The sequence below is a fragment of the Pseudomonas sp. PNPG3 genome (genome assembly GCF_023093815.1).
In the GTDB taxonomy this organism is placed as follows: Bacteria; Pseudomonadota; Gammaproteobacteria; order Pseudomonadales; family Pseudomonadaceae; genus Aquipseudomonas; species Aquipseudomonas asiatica.
The window spans coordinates 1-16,066 of the sequence record NZ_JALLKV010000006.1; the positions used below are offsets into that span (position 1 = coordinate 1).

General features: G+C 57.7%; 13 protein-coding genes. 7 read left to right on the plus strand and 6 right to left on the minus strand.

Going from position 1 to position 16,066, the window contains the following annotated elements; genetic code table 11:
• Positions 1 to 51 precede the first annotated feature (51 nt).
• From MJ643_RS06195 to dnaA, 6 genes are all read right to left on the minus strand, one after another.
• Positions 52 to 729 (minus strand): hypothetical protein, encoded by a 678-nt coding sequence (locus MJ643_RS06195; protein WP_247726712.1) that lies wholly within the window; start codon positions 727 to 729, stop codon positions 52 to 54.
• The gene (locus MJ643_RS06200; protein WP_011953077.1) at positions 710 to 1,348 is read right to left on the minus strand and encodes a TnsA endonuclease N-terminal domain-containing protein; all 639 of its coding nucleotides are present in this window, start codon (positions 1,346 to 1,348) and stop codon (positions 710 to 712) included. Before MJ643_RS06200 ends, MJ643_RS06195 begins: the two co-directional genes overlap by 20 nt.
• A gap of 836 nt (positions 1,349 to 2,184) precedes the next feature.
• Positions 2,185 to 4,605 (minus strand): DNA topoisomerase (ATP-hydrolyzing) subunit B, encoded by a 2,421-nt coding sequence (gene gyrB / locus MJ643_RS06205; protein ID WP_013970249.1) that lies wholly within the window; start codon positions 4,603 to 4,605, stop codon positions 2,185 to 2,187.
• Between the two features lie 4 nt (positions 4,606 to 4,609).
• Positions 4,610 to 5,713 carry a DNA replication/repair protein RecF gene (gene recF / locus MJ643_RS06210; protein ID WP_247726713.1) on the minus strand — a complete coding sequence of 368 codons (1,104 nt, stop codon included), beginning with the start codon at positions 5,711 to 5,713 and terminating at the stop codon, positions 4,610 to 4,612.
• Between the two features lie 15 nt (positions 5,714 to 5,728).
• A complete protein-coding gene (gene dnaN / locus MJ643_RS06215) occupies positions 5,729 to 6,832 on the minus strand; it encodes a DNA polymerase III subunit beta (protein WP_003260019.1) in 1,104 nt (367 codons plus the stop codon).
• Positions 6,833 to 6,872: 40 nt separating this feature from the next.
• A complete protein-coding gene (gene dnaA, locus MJ643_RS06220) occupies positions 6,873 to 8,411 on the minus strand; it encodes a chromosomal replication initiator protein DnaA (protein WP_024087935.1) in 1,539 nt (512 codons plus the stop codon).
• Between the two features lie 594 nt (positions 8,412 to 9,005).
• Here dnaA and rpmH point away from each other — a divergent pair.
• The 7 genes from rpmH to rsmG all read left to right on the plus strand — a co-directional run bounded on the left by rpmH (position 9,006) and on the right by rsmG (position 16,050).
• Positions 9,006 to 9,140 carry a 50S ribosomal protein L34 gene (gene rpmH / locus MJ643_RS06225; RefSeq protein ID WP_003253163.1) on the plus strand — a complete coding sequence of 45 codons (135 nt, stop codon included), beginning with the start codon at positions 9,006 to 9,008 and terminating at the stop codon, positions 9,138 to 9,140.
• Between the two features lie 13 nt (positions 9,141 to 9,153).
• A complete protein-coding gene (gene rnpA, locus MJ643_RS06230) occupies positions 9,154 to 9,558 on the plus strand; it encodes a ribonuclease P protein component (protein ID WP_013970246.1) in 405 nt (134 codons plus the stop codon).
• A complete protein-coding gene (yidD, locus tag MJ643_RS06235) occupies positions 9,551 to 9,796 on the plus strand; it encodes a membrane protein insertion efficiency factor YidD (protein WP_080563709.1) in 246 nt (81 codons plus the stop codon). Before rnpA ends, yidD begins: the two co-directional genes overlap by 8 nt.
• Before the next feature lie 2 nt (positions 9,797 to 9,798).
• Positions 9,799 to 11,481, plus strand: a complete 1,683-nt coding sequence (gene yidC, locus MJ643_RS06240) for a membrane protein insertase YidC (protein ID WP_013970245.1) — start codon at positions 9,799 to 9,801, stop codon at positions 11,479 to 11,481.
• Positions 11,482 to 11,569: 88 nt separating this feature from the next.
• Positions 11,570 to 12,940: a tRNA uridine-5-carboxymethylaminomethyl(34) synthesis GTPase MnmE gene (gene mnmE, locus MJ643_RS06245; protein ID WP_013970244.1), complete on the plus strand. Its 1,371-nt coding sequence runs from the start codon at positions 11,570 to 11,572 to the stop codon at positions 12,938 to 12,940.
• 570 nt (positions 12,941 to 13,510) lie between these two features.
• On the plus strand, positions 13,511 to 15,403 hold the full coding sequence (gene mnmG, locus MJ643_RS06250) for a tRNA uridine-5-carboxymethylaminomethyl(34) synthesis enzyme MnmG (protein WP_015268403.1): 1,893 nt from the start codon (positions 13,511 to 13,513) through the stop codon (positions 15,401 to 15,403).
• Complete coding sequence (gene rsmG, locus MJ643_RS06255; protein WP_013970242.1) at positions 15,400 to 16,050, plus strand: 16S rRNA (guanine(527)-N(7))-methyltransferase RsmG; 651 nt, start codon at positions 15,400 to 15,402, stop codon at positions 16,048 to 16,050. Before mnmG ends, rsmG begins: the two co-directional genes overlap by 4 nt.
• Positions 16,051 to 16,066: the final 16 nt, after the last annotated feature.

A 16,066-nucleotide genomic window follows, 5' to 3' on the forward strand; every position in this document is an offset into this window, starting at 1 on the left:
GGACACCATCGCCCTTAATGCTGGAGTTCGGAAGGTGAGTTCGCCGGACGCTTACGATTCAATGTACCTTCGGACAGTCATTCCGCTTGGGATCTTGAGCTGATCCGAAGGCAAACGACTTTTGTTCCTCTCTTTTATCTGATCCTCGAATTCTGAAACGACCACGCTGACCGCTGGAATCGTATCCTGCAGGTAGGTTTTATTAATCACCCCTTCAAGAATAACTTCGAGCTCTCCCTGTATCGCGGCAGCCCGACCCTTTTTGGCATGCTGAGGGATAAGCTTTACTACGTTCTGGCCAATGTATTTGGCTGCCCAACGTCGAATAGTGGAAACCGAGGGTGCGCACGCATCCCCAATCTTTTTGGCGATATCTCTAAGCTTCTTGATCATGTCTTCGTCACCCGGTAGCTTGTATTTACCGCGCTTAGTTAGGTCGTCCAGATACTTGCGTCGACGCAATGCCTCATCTCCATGTTTTTTGGGGAAGCATGAAATATCTGGAGGGACGTTCCGCACATACGGAACCCTCCCAAGGTATGGCTGATCAGCGGAGATCTCGATCTCGCGCTTCTCGTAGGCCTCATAGAACTCCTTCTCGGATAGCTTCGTGGGCTCACCAAGCTCATCGAAAAAGAGCAGCTTCCGGTCAATAAGCCTCTTCTCAAGCACCATCAGTACGCCACGAACGATGACGACCAATTTCACCCTAAGGGAAAAGGTTTGCATGACGGTGCCCCCCTTGCAGGAAGACCGGGGAGTCAGTGTCAATTGACCTATCAAGGTCAATGCCCACCACCCCAAGGCCTAACAAGCGCCAGGCTTTCCCCTCACCAACCACGTAGAGCAGATCTGCAACGGTCATAGGCGGCCATTCGTTGAAGGTCGCCATTACCTCCTCCAACGCCTGATGCGAAAGCTCTGGACCGCGCCGGTGATACATCAGCCTTCTAAGATTGGTAGCCAGGGGTTCAGCTTCAATTAACTTTTCAGTGATCACCGAAAAGTTACGGGCAGTGGCGTTGAAGTAGCGCTCAGCGGCATCCAGTCGCTGCCTGACGCTGGCAATCTTCAGTCGGTCGTGAGGCTTCACTTCAAACCACCACTCGCGCCCATCCGCGAGGAAAACCTGTACGTCTGGGTAATATTTGAAGTAGCCCTGGAGCGATGGAACACGTTCCTCACTGGGCTGCGGGACGTAGCCGATGACCGCAGGAGACAGCTCAAGAAGCCGAAAAAGAGCGCCTTCGAGCTGGGACTCCCAGGGCACAGGCTTTTTATTTTTGAGCGATGGGAAGTAGCCGCGGTAATGGTTGGACCGCCGCGTGACCACCTTTCGTACTGTCATGAAACACCTCCGAAAATCTCGAAACGAGCGCCGACGCTGCGCCAAAAAATCAAGGCGCAGGGCGGGCGAAGTGAGGCCTTTCGACAGGCAACACTGTGCCGTCGAGTAACCTCGCTAAGGTCGAAAAAATGGGAGAGGATTGACAGTCGCTTCGAAAAAGCAGACATTGCGGGTTCTGAGGACGCAAGTCTGCTTCGCTAAGCGCGGTCAGTCCTCTCGGGATTGATCGCGTTTTTCTACATTTTCAGGTCTCCTTTTCTCTCATTGGTCATGACTCTCATGACTGATCAGAATCTAAAGCAATCGGCTTGCTCTCTTTATTTCTAAACGGCCACTTCGTGATCGCTGGAGCAATTTGGATCAGGTCTGAAGCTCTCGCTTCAAACAGCTGATTTGGCTGAAAATCTTCAGTGCAAAGCGGAAAAGTTGGTCATAGATCTTATTCCAACATCCCTTCGAAATCTACAAAAAATCCAAAATGGCAACTTCCACCAAATTCCATTTCCATACTAAATTGTTCAAATTAATACTTAACACGTACGCTTAATTAACTATTAAGGTGTTCAAATATTAGTTTTAAAGTCCTCTCAATCTCTCTGCTGCTCAGATCCGCCCGCCGACCCTCTCAGCACTTCCAGCGCCCCATCAAATCACTTCCTCAAATCCCCCCATCTGCATCATTTTCCAATGAGCGGAGTAGGGCGCCCCGGCAGGAATTCCAGGCAAAAAAAAGCCCGCGAAGGCGGGCTTGGTGGTGACCGACAGGGGCCATGGTTGAAGCCCGGCCGGTCATCTATTTGTGAAAGCGTGCAGCTTTTCTGTGAACCTACACCGGATCAGAAGTCCAGGTTCGATACCGACAGCGCGTTGCTTTCGATGAAGTCACGACGCGGCTCGACCGCATCACCCATAAGGGTGTTGAAGATCTGGTCGGCAGCGATCGCATCCTCGATGGTGACCTTGAGCATACGGCGGACGGTCGGGTCCATGGTGGTTTCCCACAGCTGCTCAGGGTTCATCTCGCCCAGCCCTTTGTATCGCTGGATGGTGTGGCGCTTGGTGGTTTCGTTCATCAGCCAATCCAGGCCTTCCTTGAACTCGACAATTGCCTTGCGGCGCTCACCTCGCTGCACATAAGCACCTTCGCCCAACAAGCTGGACAGCTTGGCACCAATGTTGACTACGGTACGGTAGTCATTGCTGCCGAAGAAGTCCCGGTTGAAAGTCACGTAGCTGGCCAGGCCGTGGGAGGTAACTTCCACTTCTGGCAACCATACGTTGCGCTCTTTGTCTTCGCGCAGGCTGGCTTTGTAAACCAGACCGGACTTCTGGCTGTTGTTCAGGCGCTCCTGGAACTGGGCCAGCCAGGCTTGCATCACAGCATGGTCACCCAGCTGTTCCAGGCTCACCTCCGGCAGGTAGATGAAGTGCTCGGTCAGCTCTTCCGGGTACAAGCGAGACAGACGCTTGAGGGTCTTCATGACACTACGGAACTCATTCACCAGTGCTTCCAGCTGCACACCGGAAACCGCTGGCGCCGACTCGTCCAGGTGCAGGCTGGCATCTTCCAGGGCCGACTGGGTCATGTACTCTTCCATGGCCTCGTCGTCCTTGATGTACTGCTCCTGCTTGCCTTTCTTCACCTTGTACAGTGGTGGCTGGGCAATGTAGATGTAGCCGCGCTCGACCAGCTCCGGCAGCTGACGGAAGAAGAAGGTCAGCAGCAGGGTACGGATGTGCGAACCGTCAACGTCAGCATCGGTCATGATGATGATGTTGTGATAACGCAGCTTGTCGATGTTGTACTCTTCGCGGCCGATACCGCAGCCCAGTGCAGTGATCAGCGTACCCACTTCCTGGGACGAGATCATCTTGTCGAAGCGTGCTTTCTCGACGTTGAGGATTTTACCCTTCAACGGCAGGATTGCCTGGGTACGACGGTTGCGGCCTTGCTTCGCCGAGCCACCCGCGGAGTCACCCTCCACCAGGTACAGTTCGGAAAGGGCAGGGTCCTTTTCCTGGCAGTCCGCCAGTTTGCCTGGCAGGCCGGCAATATCCAGCGCGCCTTTACGGCGAGTCATTTCACGGGCTTTACGTGCCGCTTCACGGGCACGGGCAGCGTCGATCATTTTGCCAACGACGGCCTTGGCCTCGTTCGGGTTTTCCAGCAGGAAGTCGGCGAAGTACTTGTTCATCTCCTGTTCCACGGCGGTTTTCACCTCCGAGGAGACCAGCTTGTCCTTGGTCTGCGAGCTGAACTTAGGGTCTGGCACCTTCACCGAGATGATCGCGGTCAGGCCTTCACGGGCGTCGTCGCCAGTGGTCGCCACCTTGTTCTTCTTGGCCAGGCCTTCCTGTTCGATGTAGCTGTTCAGGCTACGGGTCAGCGAGGAACGGAAGCCCACCAGGTGAGTACCGCCATCACGCTGCGGAATGTTGTTGGTGAAGCACAACAGGTTTTCGTTGAAGCTGTCGTTCCACTGCAGGGCGACTTCAACACCCACGCCATCGTCACGCTGGACGTTGAAGTGGAATACCTGGGAGTTGACCGGGGTCTTGTTGGTGTTCAGGTATTCGACGAACGCACGCAGGCCGCCTTCGTATTTGAAGAACTCTTCCTTACCGCTACGCTCATCCTTCAGCAGGATGCCAACGCCCGAGTTGAGGAACGACAGTTCGCGGATACGCTTGGCCAGGATGTCCCAGCTGAAGTGAATGTTCTTGAAGGTTTCAGCCGAAGGCTTGAAGTGGATGTGGGTACCGGTGGTTTCGCTGTCACCTACAACCGCCATCGGCGCCTGTGGAACACCGTGAACGTAGGTCTGTTCCCAGATCTTGCCGCTACGGCGAACGGTCAGTACCAGTTTCTCGGACAGGGCGTTCACAACAGAAACACCTACGCCGTGCAGACCGCCGGATACCTTGTAGGAGTTGTCGTCGAACTTACCGCCGGCGTGCAGCACGGTCATGATGACCTCGGCTGCGGAAACGCCTTCTTCTTTATGCACGTCGACCGGAATGCCGCGACCGTTGTCGCGCACACTGATGGATTCGTCCGGGTGAATGATGACGGTGATGTCATCGCAGTGACCGGCGAGGGCTTCGTCGATCGAGTTGTCGACCACCTCGAAGACCATGTGGTGCAGGCCGCTACCATCATCGGTGTCGCCAATGTACATGCCGGGGCGCTTGCGCACGGCATCCAAACCTTTCAGCACCTTGATGCTAGAGGAGTCGTACGTTTGATTTTCGCTCATGCATTCACTCCCGATGGTCGTGGGTCTGGGTGATACGGCCTTGTTCCACGTGGAACAAAGCAACTGGCGTTTCCGTCTGCCAGCCTTCCCTCAGTAATTCGTGATCTACACAGGTGATGAACACCTGGCAGCGTAATTCTTCAAGCAAGCGACACAGCGCGCGGCGATGCTGGTCGTCCAGTTCGGACGGCAAGTCATCCACGAGATAAATACAGTGACCGCGGCGAGCCTGACGAACGAGGTGGCCTTGGGCAATGCGCAATGCGCACACCACCAGCTTTTGCTGACCACGCGACAGGATGTCGGCTGCATTGTTGGCAGCCAGACGAAGACGCAGATCAGCACGCTGCGGACCGGCCTGGGTGTGGCCCATCTGCTGATCGCGAAGGAGAGAGGAAGCGAGTACTTCTTGCAGTTCCCGGTCCTTGTCCCAGCCTCGGTAGTAGCTAAGGGTCAACCCGTCCAGCTCGACCAGTTCGCTCAGGGTTCGCTCGAAGACGGGCTTCAAGGCCTTGATGTAGTTGCGACGGTATTCATCTATTTCCGCACTGGCCAGGCACAATTCCCGGTCCCAGGCGGCTTGCGAAGCTGGGTCAAGTGTACCATGCCGCAACCATGAGTTCCGCTGCCGCAGTGCCTTCTGCAGCCGTTGCCAAGCTGGCAGAAAACGAGGTTCCACGTGGAACACACCCCAATCCAGGAACTGGCGGCGTATTTTCGGAGCGCCTTCCAACAAGCGGAAACTGTCCGGATTGATGAGCTGGAGCGGTAGCAATTCAGCCAGTTGCGCCGCACTCCGCGCATTCTGCCCATCGATGCGAATAGTGAACTCCCCCTGCCGCTCGCGGGATACACCCAGGTTACTGCTGCCACCCTCGGCCAATTGCACTTCGCCGAACACGGTACAGGCCGGTTGTTCGTACTGGATAACCGGGTTCAGGCGGGTGCTGCGGAACGAGCGCGCCAGCCCGAGCAGGTGCACGGCCTCAAGCACGCTGGTTTTGCCGCTGCCGTTGGCGCCGTAAAGGATGTTGATGCGGGGGGACGGTGAGAGTGTCACCGGGTGCAAGTTGCGCACCGCGGTGACCATGATACGTCGAAGAGACATTTCGCCTGCTACGGGTTACAGACGCATTGGCATGACAACGTAGGAAGAATCGTCATTGCCAGCTTCCTGCAGCAGGGCACTGCTGTTGGAATCGGACAGGATCAGACGAACTTGCTCGGTAGTCATTACGCCCAGCACGTCCAGCAGGTAGCTGACGTTGAAGCCGATTTCCAGCGAGCTACCTTCGTAGTCCACGCTGATTTCTTCTTCAGCTTCTTCCTGCTCGGGGTTGTTGGCCTGGATCTTCAGTTGGCCAGCAGCCAGTTGCAGGCGGATACCGCGGTACTTTTCGTTGGAAAGAATCGCAGTACGGCTGAAGGCTTCACGCAGCGCCTGACGGTCGCCGACCACCAGCTTGTCACCGCCCTTGGGCAGTACGCGCTCGTAGTCCGGGAACTTGCCGTCCACCAGCTTGGAAGTAAAGGTGAACTCACCGGTTGTAGCACGGATGTGGTGCTGGCCCAGGACGATGCTGACCATGCCTTCCGGATCGGTCAGCAGGCGTGCCAGTTCGAGGATACCTTTGCGTGGCACGATGACCTGGTGGCGATCATCCTGCTCGATCGGTGCGCTCATGGAGCACAGCGCCAGGCGGTGACCGTCAGTGGACACAGCTCGCAGGGTGTTGCGGGAAACCTCCAGCAGCATGCCGTTGAGGTAGTAGCGCACATCCTGCTGGGCCATGGCGAAACTGGTGCGCTCGATCAGGCGGCGCAGCTTGCTCTGTTCCAGATTGCAGGTCAGCGAGCCCGGGCCTTCTTCCACGGTCGGGAAGTCATTGGCTGGCAGGGTCGACAGGGTAAAGCGGCTACGGCCGGCCTTGACCAACAGTTTCTGCTCGTCGACCTTGATATCGATCAGGGCGTCGTTCGGCAGGCTTTTGCAAATGTCCATCAGCTTGCGGGCCGGGACAGTGATTTCGCCAGGCTCGGCCGGCTCTTCCAGTTGCACGCGGCCTACCAGTTCGACTTCCAGGTCGGTACCGGTCAACGACAGTTGCTGGCCTTGCACGACCAGCAATACGTTGGACAGGACCGGCAAGGTCTGACGGCGCTCGACGACACCGGCGACCAGTTGCAGGGGTTTCAACAGGGCTTCGCGTTGAATGGTGAAATGCATGGTCTAGTCCCTTGCCTTCAATTAGCTGCGCAGACGGCCATCAGGTCGTCAGCGTCCGCAGCAGGTTCTTGTAGTCCTCGCGGATGTCCGCGTCGGATTCCTTCAGTTCGTTGATCTTGCGGCAGGCGTGCAGCACGGTCGTATGGTCGCGACCACCAAACATGTCGCCGATTTCCGGCAGACTGTGGTTAGTCAGTTCCTTGGACAGCGCCATGGCCACCTGGCGTGGACGCGCCACGGAACGCGAACGACGCTTGGACAACAGATCGGAGATCTTGATCTTGTAGTACTCGGCGACGGTACGCTGAATGTTATCCACACTTACCAGTTTGTCCTGGAGCGCCAGCAGGTCCTTGAGCGACTCACGAATCAGTTCGATGGTGATGTCGCGGCCCATGAAGTGCGAGTGAGCGATCACCCGCTTCAATGCGCCTTCCAGTTCACGGACGTTGGAACGGATGCGCTGGGCAATGAAGAAGGCCGCGTCATGCGGCAGTTCGACCTTGGCCTGGTCGGCCTTCTTCATCAGGATCGCCACGCGGGTTTCCAGCTCTGGTGGCTCGACGGCCACCGTCAGGCCCCAACCAAAGCGCGACTTCAGACGCTCTTCCAGGCCTTCGATCTCCTTGGGGTAGCGGTCAGAGGTAAGGATTACCTGCTGGCCACCCTCGAGCAGGGCGTTGAAGGTGTGGAAAAACTCTTCCTGCGAGCGCTCTTTACGGGCAAAGAACTGGATATCGTCGATCAGCAACGCATCCACCGAGCGGTAGAAACGCTTGAATTCGTTGATGGCGTTGAGCTGCAGCGCCTTGACCATGTCCGCGACGAAGCGCTCCGAATGCAGGTACACGACCTTGGCGTTCGGGTTCTTCTTCAGCAGGTGGTTACCCACAGCATGCATGAGGTGGGTTTTACCCAGGCCCACACCACCATAAAGGAAGAGCGGGTTGTAACCATGCTTGGGGTTGTCTGCCACCTGCCAGGCAGCCGCGCGCGCCAGCTGGTTCGACTTACCTTCGACGAAGGTGTCGAACGTGAAGGTGCGGTTCAAGTAACTGGTGTGTTTGAGCGCACCTTCAACCTGCACGGTGCGCTGTTCGGTCCGGGCACTGCCGGCCGACGCAGAAGCCGGCTCGGCCATGGCATCGAAGCTGTCACGCGAGGATGGCTCGGCCAGTTCATCGACCAGCACAGGCTCGGCCGCCGCGACGGCGACGGGTTCGACCGCTGCCGGCACTGCCTTCTGTGTCTGGCTCTGGGCCTGGCTCTGGGCCAGCGAGGCGGCCACCGCAGCACTTACTGGCGCGTTGGGTGCGGCACGTGGCGCGGAGCTGCGACGGCTGCCGATCAACAAGGAAAGGGCAGGCGCAATGCCGCTGCCGTTTTCGCCCAACAGCTCGAGCAAACGACCCAGGTACTTTTCATTGACCCAATCGAGAACGAAACGGTTAGGCGCATAGACGCGCAACTCGTCGCCTTCGGCTTCGACCTGTAGCGGACGGATCCAGGTGTTGAATTGCTGGGCAGGCAGTTCATCGCGCAGAAGCTCCACGCACTGCTGCCAAAGTTCCACTGACACGGATATCCCCTGAGTTTGAAAGCCGGATGAGGCAAAAACAAACCGCCATTGTACCGGTCGAGCGTTCAGTTATCCACATGTGGACACGTTAGGAACCATGACAAAACAGCCATTTATCGACCAAAAAGGCTTCGCCGCACTGTGAATAAGCCCTGTGGATAAGCACCCATGAGCGCTATGCACAACCCTGATGTCAGGTCTGTTGATAACTCTACTGTGGATAAGCCACGATTTAATCCACAGCTTTTGATCACGAAGAAAACAAGCGCAGCACCGGTTGAGAACACAGTTGTAAAACTCTGTACAGCCCGTATTTTCTGGCCTCAAGCAGGTTATCCACAGAAGGTTATCCACTTAAGATTTATAGATTCTTCAGAAAAGCTTTTTATATGTCTCTTCTTTTTTTCATGTTGTCCCCAATTCGTGTGTCCGATCAAGCACCCTTGGGGGATGGACAAGCACGCACCGTCCATCACGTGCTCTATATGGAAAGACTGGTTGGAAATTGACCTACGGGCTTGCTTTCTCTAGAATCGCCGGTCTCTTAAAAAGGGGGCCATCCCGGCCCGTCGTCGACAAACCAGGTAACACGCCATGAAACGTACTTTCCAACCAAGCACCATCAAGCGCGCGCGCACCCACGGCTTCCGTGCCCGTATGGCTACCAAGAACGGCCGCGCTGTTCTGTCGCGTCGTCGTGCCAAAGGCCGTAAGCGTCTGGCCATTTGATTTTTCGGCACAGGTGGTGAGTCAGGACTTCAGTCGGGAAAAGCGACTGCTTACACCCCGACATTTCAAAGCGGTCTTCGACTCCCCAACCGGCAAGGTTCCAGGGAAAAACCTGCTGATCCTTGCTCGTGAGAACGGCCTCGATCACCCACGCCTCGGCCTGGTGATCGGCAAGAAGAGCGTCAAGCTCGCCGTTCAACGCAACCGCCTCAAGCGCTTGATGCGCGATTCCTTTCGTCTGAACCAGCAATTGCTTGCCGGGTTGGATATTGTGATCGTCGCGCGCAAGGGATTGGGTGAGATAGAAAACCCGGAATTGCACCAACACTTTGGCAAACTCTGGAAACGCCTGGCACGCAGCCGGCCCACTCCAGCAGCGACCGCCAATTCCGCAGGGGTAGACAGCCAAGATGCGTAAACTGGCGCTCGTTCCGATCCAGTTTTACCGTTACGCCATTAGTCCTCTGATGGCCAACCACTGTCGTTTCTTCCCCAGTTGCTCCTGTTACGCTTATGAAGCCATCGAAAACCACGGCTTCTGGCGTGGTGGGTGGCTAGCCGTTCGTCGCCTGGGGCGTTGTCATCCGTGGAACGACGGCGGTTTCGATCCCGTTCCTCCCGCTCCTTCCTCCCGAACTTCTTCGATAGCCGAGTAATCATGGATATTAAACGCACGATCCTGATCGTCGCCCTGGCAATCGTGTCCTACGTCATGGTCCTCAAGTGGAACCAGGACTACGGCCAGGCTGCCCTGCCGACTCAGAATACTGCTGCCAGCACCGTTGCCCCGGGTTTGCCGGATGGCGTACCGGCCGGTAATGCCGGCGCCAGCGCCGATGTGCCAAGCGCCAACGCCGAAACCAGCGCTGCCGAACTGGCGCCGGTTGCGGTCAGCAAGGACCTGATCCGGGTCAAGACCGATGTCCTGGAACTGGCTATCGATCCGGTCGGTGGTGACATCGTCCAGTTGAACCTGCCGCAGTACCCACGTCGTCAGGACCACCCGGACATTCCGTTCCAACTGTTCGACAACGGTGGCGAGCGTGTCTACCTGGCACAAAGCGGCCTGACCGGCGTCAACGGTCCGGATGCACGTCCTGCCGGTCGCCCTCTGTACGCTAGTGACAAGAAGGGTTACCAGCTGGCCGATGGTCAGGAACAACTGGTGGTCGACCTGAAGTTTAGCGACAACGGCGTCAACTACATCAAGCGCTTCAGCTTCAAGCGTGGCGAGTATGACCTGACCGTCAGCTACCTTATCGACAACCAGAGCGGCCAGGCCTGGAGCGGCAACATGTTTGCCCAGCTCAAGCGTGATGCCAGCTCCGATCCGTCGTCGAGCACTGCCACCGGCACCGCTACTTACCTGGGCGCTGCCCTGTGGACCCCTTCCGAGCCTTACAAAAAGGTCTCGATGAAGGATATCGACAAAGGCAATTTGAAAGAAAATGTGTCCGGCGGCTGGGTTGCCTGGCTGCAGCACTACTTCGTTACCGCCTGGATTCCGGCCAAGTCGGACAACAACGTTGTCCAGACCCGCAAGGACAGCCAGGGCAACTACATCATCGGCTACACCGGCCCGGCAATCAGCGTGCCTGCTGGCGGCAAGGTCGAAACCAGCGCCATGCTGTATGCCGGCCCGAAAATCCAGTCCAAGCTGAAAGAGTTGTCCCCAGGTCTGGAACTGACTGTCGACTACGGTTTCCTGTGGTTCATCGCCCAGCCGATCTTCTGGCTGCTGCAACATATCCACAGCCTGCTGGGTAACTGGGGCTGGTCGATCATCGTGCTGACCATGCTGATCAAAGGCCTGTTCTTCCCGCTGTCGGCTGCCAGCTACCGTTCGATGGCGCGCATGCGTGCCGTCGCGCCAAAGCTCGCTGCATTGAAAGAACGCTTCGGTGACGATCGCCAGAAGATGTCCCAGGCGATGATGGAGCTGTACAAGAAAGAGAAGATCAACCCGCTGGGCGGCTGCCTGCCGATCCTGGTGCAGATGCCAGTGTTCCTGGCCCTGTACTGGGTACTGCTGGAAAGCGTGGAAATGCGCCAGGCCCCATGGATGCTGTGGATTACCGACCTGTCGATCAAGGATCCGTTCTTCATCCTGCCGATCATCATGGGCGCCACCATGTTCATCCAGCAGCGCCTGAACCCGACGCCGCCGGATCCGATGCAGGCCAAGGTGATGAAAATGATGCCGATCATCTTCACCTTCTTCTTCCTGTGGTTCCCGGCTGGTCTGGTGCTGTACTGGGTTGTGAACAACTGCCTGTCGATCACACAGCAGTGGTACATCACTCGCAGCATCGAAGCAGCCAGCAAAAAAGCTGCTGCTTGACAGGCTACTGCGCTAGCCTGTGAATAAAAAACGCCCCCTAGTGGGGCGTTTTTGCTATCTGTCGTTTTTGTCGTAGAGGCTTTCGAGCATGAACACTGTGCGTGAAACCATCGCCGCCATCGCCACCGCCCAGGGCCGCGGCGGTGTGGGTATTGTCAGGTTGTCCGGCCCTCTGGCCGCCAAGGCCGGCCAGTTGATCACCGGCCGTACGCTTACCCCGCGCCACGCCCATTACGGCCCGTTCCGCGACGAGGAAGGCCTGGTACTGGATGAAGGGATCGCGCTGTTTTTCCCCGGGCCGAATTCGTTCACCGGCGAGGACGTGCTGGAACTGCAGGGCCATGGTGGCCCGGTGGTACTGGATATGCTGCTGCAGCGCTGTGTACAGGTTGGTTGCCGGCTGGCTCGCCCGGGTGAGTTCAGCGAACGTGCATTCCTCAACGACAAGCTCGACCTGGCCCAGGCCGAAGCCATTGCCGATCTGATCGAAGCCAGTTCCAGCCAAGCTGCGCGCAATGCCCTGCGTTCGCTACAGGGGGAGTTCTCCAAGCGCGTGCACTTCCTGACCGAGGCGTTGATTGCGCTGCGCATCTACGTCGAGGCGGCGATCGACTTCCCTGAAGAGGAAATCGACTTCCTCGCCGACGGCCATGTGCTGGCGATGCTCGATACGGTGCGGGGCGAGTTGTCCAAAGTACAGCGTGAAGCCGGGCAGGGGGCTTTGCTGCGTGACGGCATGACTGTGGTCATCGCCGGTAGGCCGAATGCCGGCAAGTCGAGCCTGCTGAATCAGCTGGCCGGTCGGGAAGCGGCCATCGTGACTGATATTGCCGGCACCACGCGAGACATCCTGCGCGAACATATCCACATCGACGGCATGCCGCTGCACGTGGTCGATACTGCCGGTTTGCGCGACACCGATGACCATGTGGAAAAGATTGGCGTGGAACGTGCGCTGAAGGCCATTGGCGAGGCAGATCGGGTGTTGTTGGTGGTGGATTCCACCGCGCCCGAGGCCAGCGACCCGTTCGCCCTGTGGCCAGAATTTCTCGACCAGCGGCCAGACCCGGCCAAGGTGACGCTGATTCGGAACAAGGCCGACCTTAGTGGTGAGCGGGTAGCGCTGGAACAGTGCGATGACGGCCATGTAACGATCACCCTCAGTGCCAAAGGGGACGATGCAGGGCTGCAGTTGCTGCGTGACCACCTGAAGGCCTGCATGGGTTATGAACAGACGGCGGAGAGTGGTTTCAGCGCTCGCCGGCGCCATCTGGATGCCCTGCGCCAGGCCAGTGAGCACCTGGAACATGGCCGTGCACAACTGACCCTGGCTGGTGCGGGTGAGCTGTTGGCGGAAGACCTGCGGCAGGCGCAGCAGGCCCTGGGGGAGATTACCGGGGCATTCAGCTCTGATGACCTGCTGGGGCGGATTTTCTCCAGCTTTTGCATCGGCAAGTAATTCACAGCCAGGCAAAACCAAGAGCCGCTCCTTCGGGAGCGGCTTTTTTTTGCCTCAAATTTCGCAGCTCCTACGGAAAACGCGCCGCACCTGCAGGCTGTGCAGACCCCTGTGGGAGCGGGTTCACCCGCTAAGAGGCCGGTGCAGGTTCACATTTTTTTCATTAACCTACCCCAATCTGCTCTCAGGAGCCCTGTGGAAAACTCGCCTTCAGCTCCGTTGATAAGCAGGCTTTTTTTCTGAGGACAAACCCGCTTGTGGGTAAACAGCCATTTAATCCACAGGCTAAATCGTGTTATCCATAACCCTCATGGTACTCCAGCCACAGGGTTTAATTTTGCTCTACACAGCATGGATAAAGGCCTGCATAAGCTTATCCACAGAAAGGCTTGTGCATAAGAATAAACATAAAAACAAAGCTTTTTTAAATTTTTCCTCTTTGATTTCTGTTGGTAGCCACTCATCCACAGACTGGTCAAAATTTGCTCAGACGGTTTCTTTAAAGGGGGTGAAGTCCCTATACTTGTCCGCTTACCTTCTCTATTCGCAAAAACAGGCACGAGGTGCGTGGTGGATTTCCCTTCCCGTTTTGAAGTGATCGTCATCGGCGGCGGCCATGCCGGTACCGAGGCTGCGCTTGCGTCTGCACGCATGGGTGTGAAAACCCTGCTGTTGACCCATAACGTGGAAACCCTCGGTCACATGAGCTGCAACCCCGCTATTGGCGGTATTGGCAAAAGCCATCTGGTCAAAGAGATCGATGCCCTCGGCGGCGCCATGGCGCTGGCCACCGACAAGAGCGGCATCCAGTTCCGCGTTCTGAACAACCGCAAGGGCCCGGCTGTACGCGCTACCCGTGCACAGGCCGACCGCGCCATCTACAAGGCAGTGGTGCGTGAAATCCTGGAAAACCAGCCGAACCTGTGGATATTCCAGCAGTCCTGCGACGACCTGATCGTCGAGCAGGACCAGGTCAAAGGCGTGGTGACCCAGATGGGCCTGCGTTTCTTCGCCGAATCGGTGGTACTGACCACCGGTACTTTCCTCGGTGGGCTTATCCACATTGGTTTGCAAAACCATTCCGGTGGTCGCGCCGGCGATCCGCCTTCGATCGCCTTGGCCCACCGCATGCGTGAACTGCCGCTGCGCGTTGGCCGCCTGAAAACCGGTACCCCGCCGCGTATCGACGGCCGTTCGGTGGACTTCTCGGTGATGACCGAGCAACCAGGCGATACGCCGATCCCGGTGATGTCGTTCATGGGCAACGCCCAGATGCACCCGCGTCAGGTGAGCTGCTGGATTACCCACACCAATGCGCGCACCCACGAGATCATCGCCTCGAACCTCGACCGTTCGCCGATGTACTCGGGTGTAATCGAAGGTGTCGGCCCGCGCTACTGCCCGTCGATCGAAGACAAGATCCATCGCTTCGCCGACAAGGAAAGCCACCAGGTGTTCATCGAGCCGGAAGGCCTGACCACCCATGAGCTTTACCCCAACGGTATTTCCACTTCGCTGCCGTTCGATGTGCAACTGGAGCTGGTGCGATCCATCCGCGGCATGGAGAACGCACACATCGTGCGCCCGGGCTACGCCATCGAATACGACTACTTCGACCCGCGCGACCTCAAGTACAGCCTCGAGACCAAGGTCATCGGCGGTCTGTTCTTCGCCGGCCAGATCAACGGCACCACCGGTTATGAAGAAGCCGGCGCACAAGGCTTGCTGGCCGGGACCAATGCCGCCCTGCGTGCGCAGGGCCGAGACAGCTGGTGCCCGCGCCGCGACGAGGCATACATCGGCGTACTGGTCGACGACCTGATTACCCTGGGTACCCAGGAGCCGTACCGCATGTTCACTTCGCGTGCCGAGTACCGCCTGATCCTGCGCGAAGACAACGCCGACCTGCGCTTGACCGAAAAGGGCCGCGAACTCGGCCTGATCGACGATCAGCGTTGGGCCGCCTTCTGCGCCAAGCGCGACGGCATCGAGCGCGAGGAGCAGCGTCTGAAGTCGACCTGGGTCCGCCCGAACACCGAGCAAGGCCAGGCCATTGTGGATAAGTTCGGTACTCCGCTCAGCCACGAGTACAGTCTGCTCAACCTGCTGGCGCGCCCGGAAATCGACTACGCCGGGCTGATTGAGGCAACCGGTGGTGAAGCGATTGATCCACAGGTCGCCGAGCAGGTCGAAATCCGCACCAAGTACGCTGGTTACATTGATCGCCAGCAGGATGAAATCGCACGTCTGCGTGCCAGCGAAGACACCCGCCTGCCTGTGGATATCGATTACTCGACGATTTCCGGCCTGTCCAAGGAAATCCAGGGCAAGCTGGGCCAGACCCGTCCGGAAACCCTGGGTCAGGCTTCGCGTATCCCGGGCGTGACCCCGGCGGCGATTTCCCTGTTGCTGATTCACTTGAAAAAACGCGGCGCTGGCCGCGAATTGGAGCAAAGCGCTTGAGTTCCCTGGTCACCCCGCAACACGCTGAAGAGTTGTCCACAGGTGCGCGCCAGCTCGGTGTCGAGCTGAGCGCCGAGCATCACGAGAAGCTGCTCGGCTACCTCGCCCTGTTGATCAAATGGAACAAAGCCTACAACCTCACCGCCGTGCGCGACCCCGACGAGATGGTGTCGCGTCACCTGCTCGACAGCCTCAGTGTCATGCCGTTTATCCACAGCGAGCGTGACAACTGGCTGGATGTTGGCAGTGGCGGTGGCATGCCCGGCATCCCATTGGCTATCCTGCATCCGCACAAGCGCGTGACGGTGCTGGACGCCAACGGCAAGAAGACCCGCTTCCTGACCCAGGTGAAAATGGAGCTCAAGTTGGACAACCTCACGGTTATCCACAGTCGGGTCGAAGCCTTCCAGCCGACACAACCGTTCAGCGGAATCATCTCCCGCGCCTTCAGCAGCATGGAGAACTTCACCAACTGGACCCGCCACCTGGGCGACACCGGGACGCAATGGCTTGCAATGAAGGGGCTGCATCCTGCCGATGAACTGGTAGCATTGCCCGCAGACTTCACAGTGGAAAGCGAGCAGGCCCTGACCGTTCCAGGTTGCCAGGGCCAGCGCCATCTGCTGATACTGCGCCGCAAGGCATGACTGGGAACACACGCAA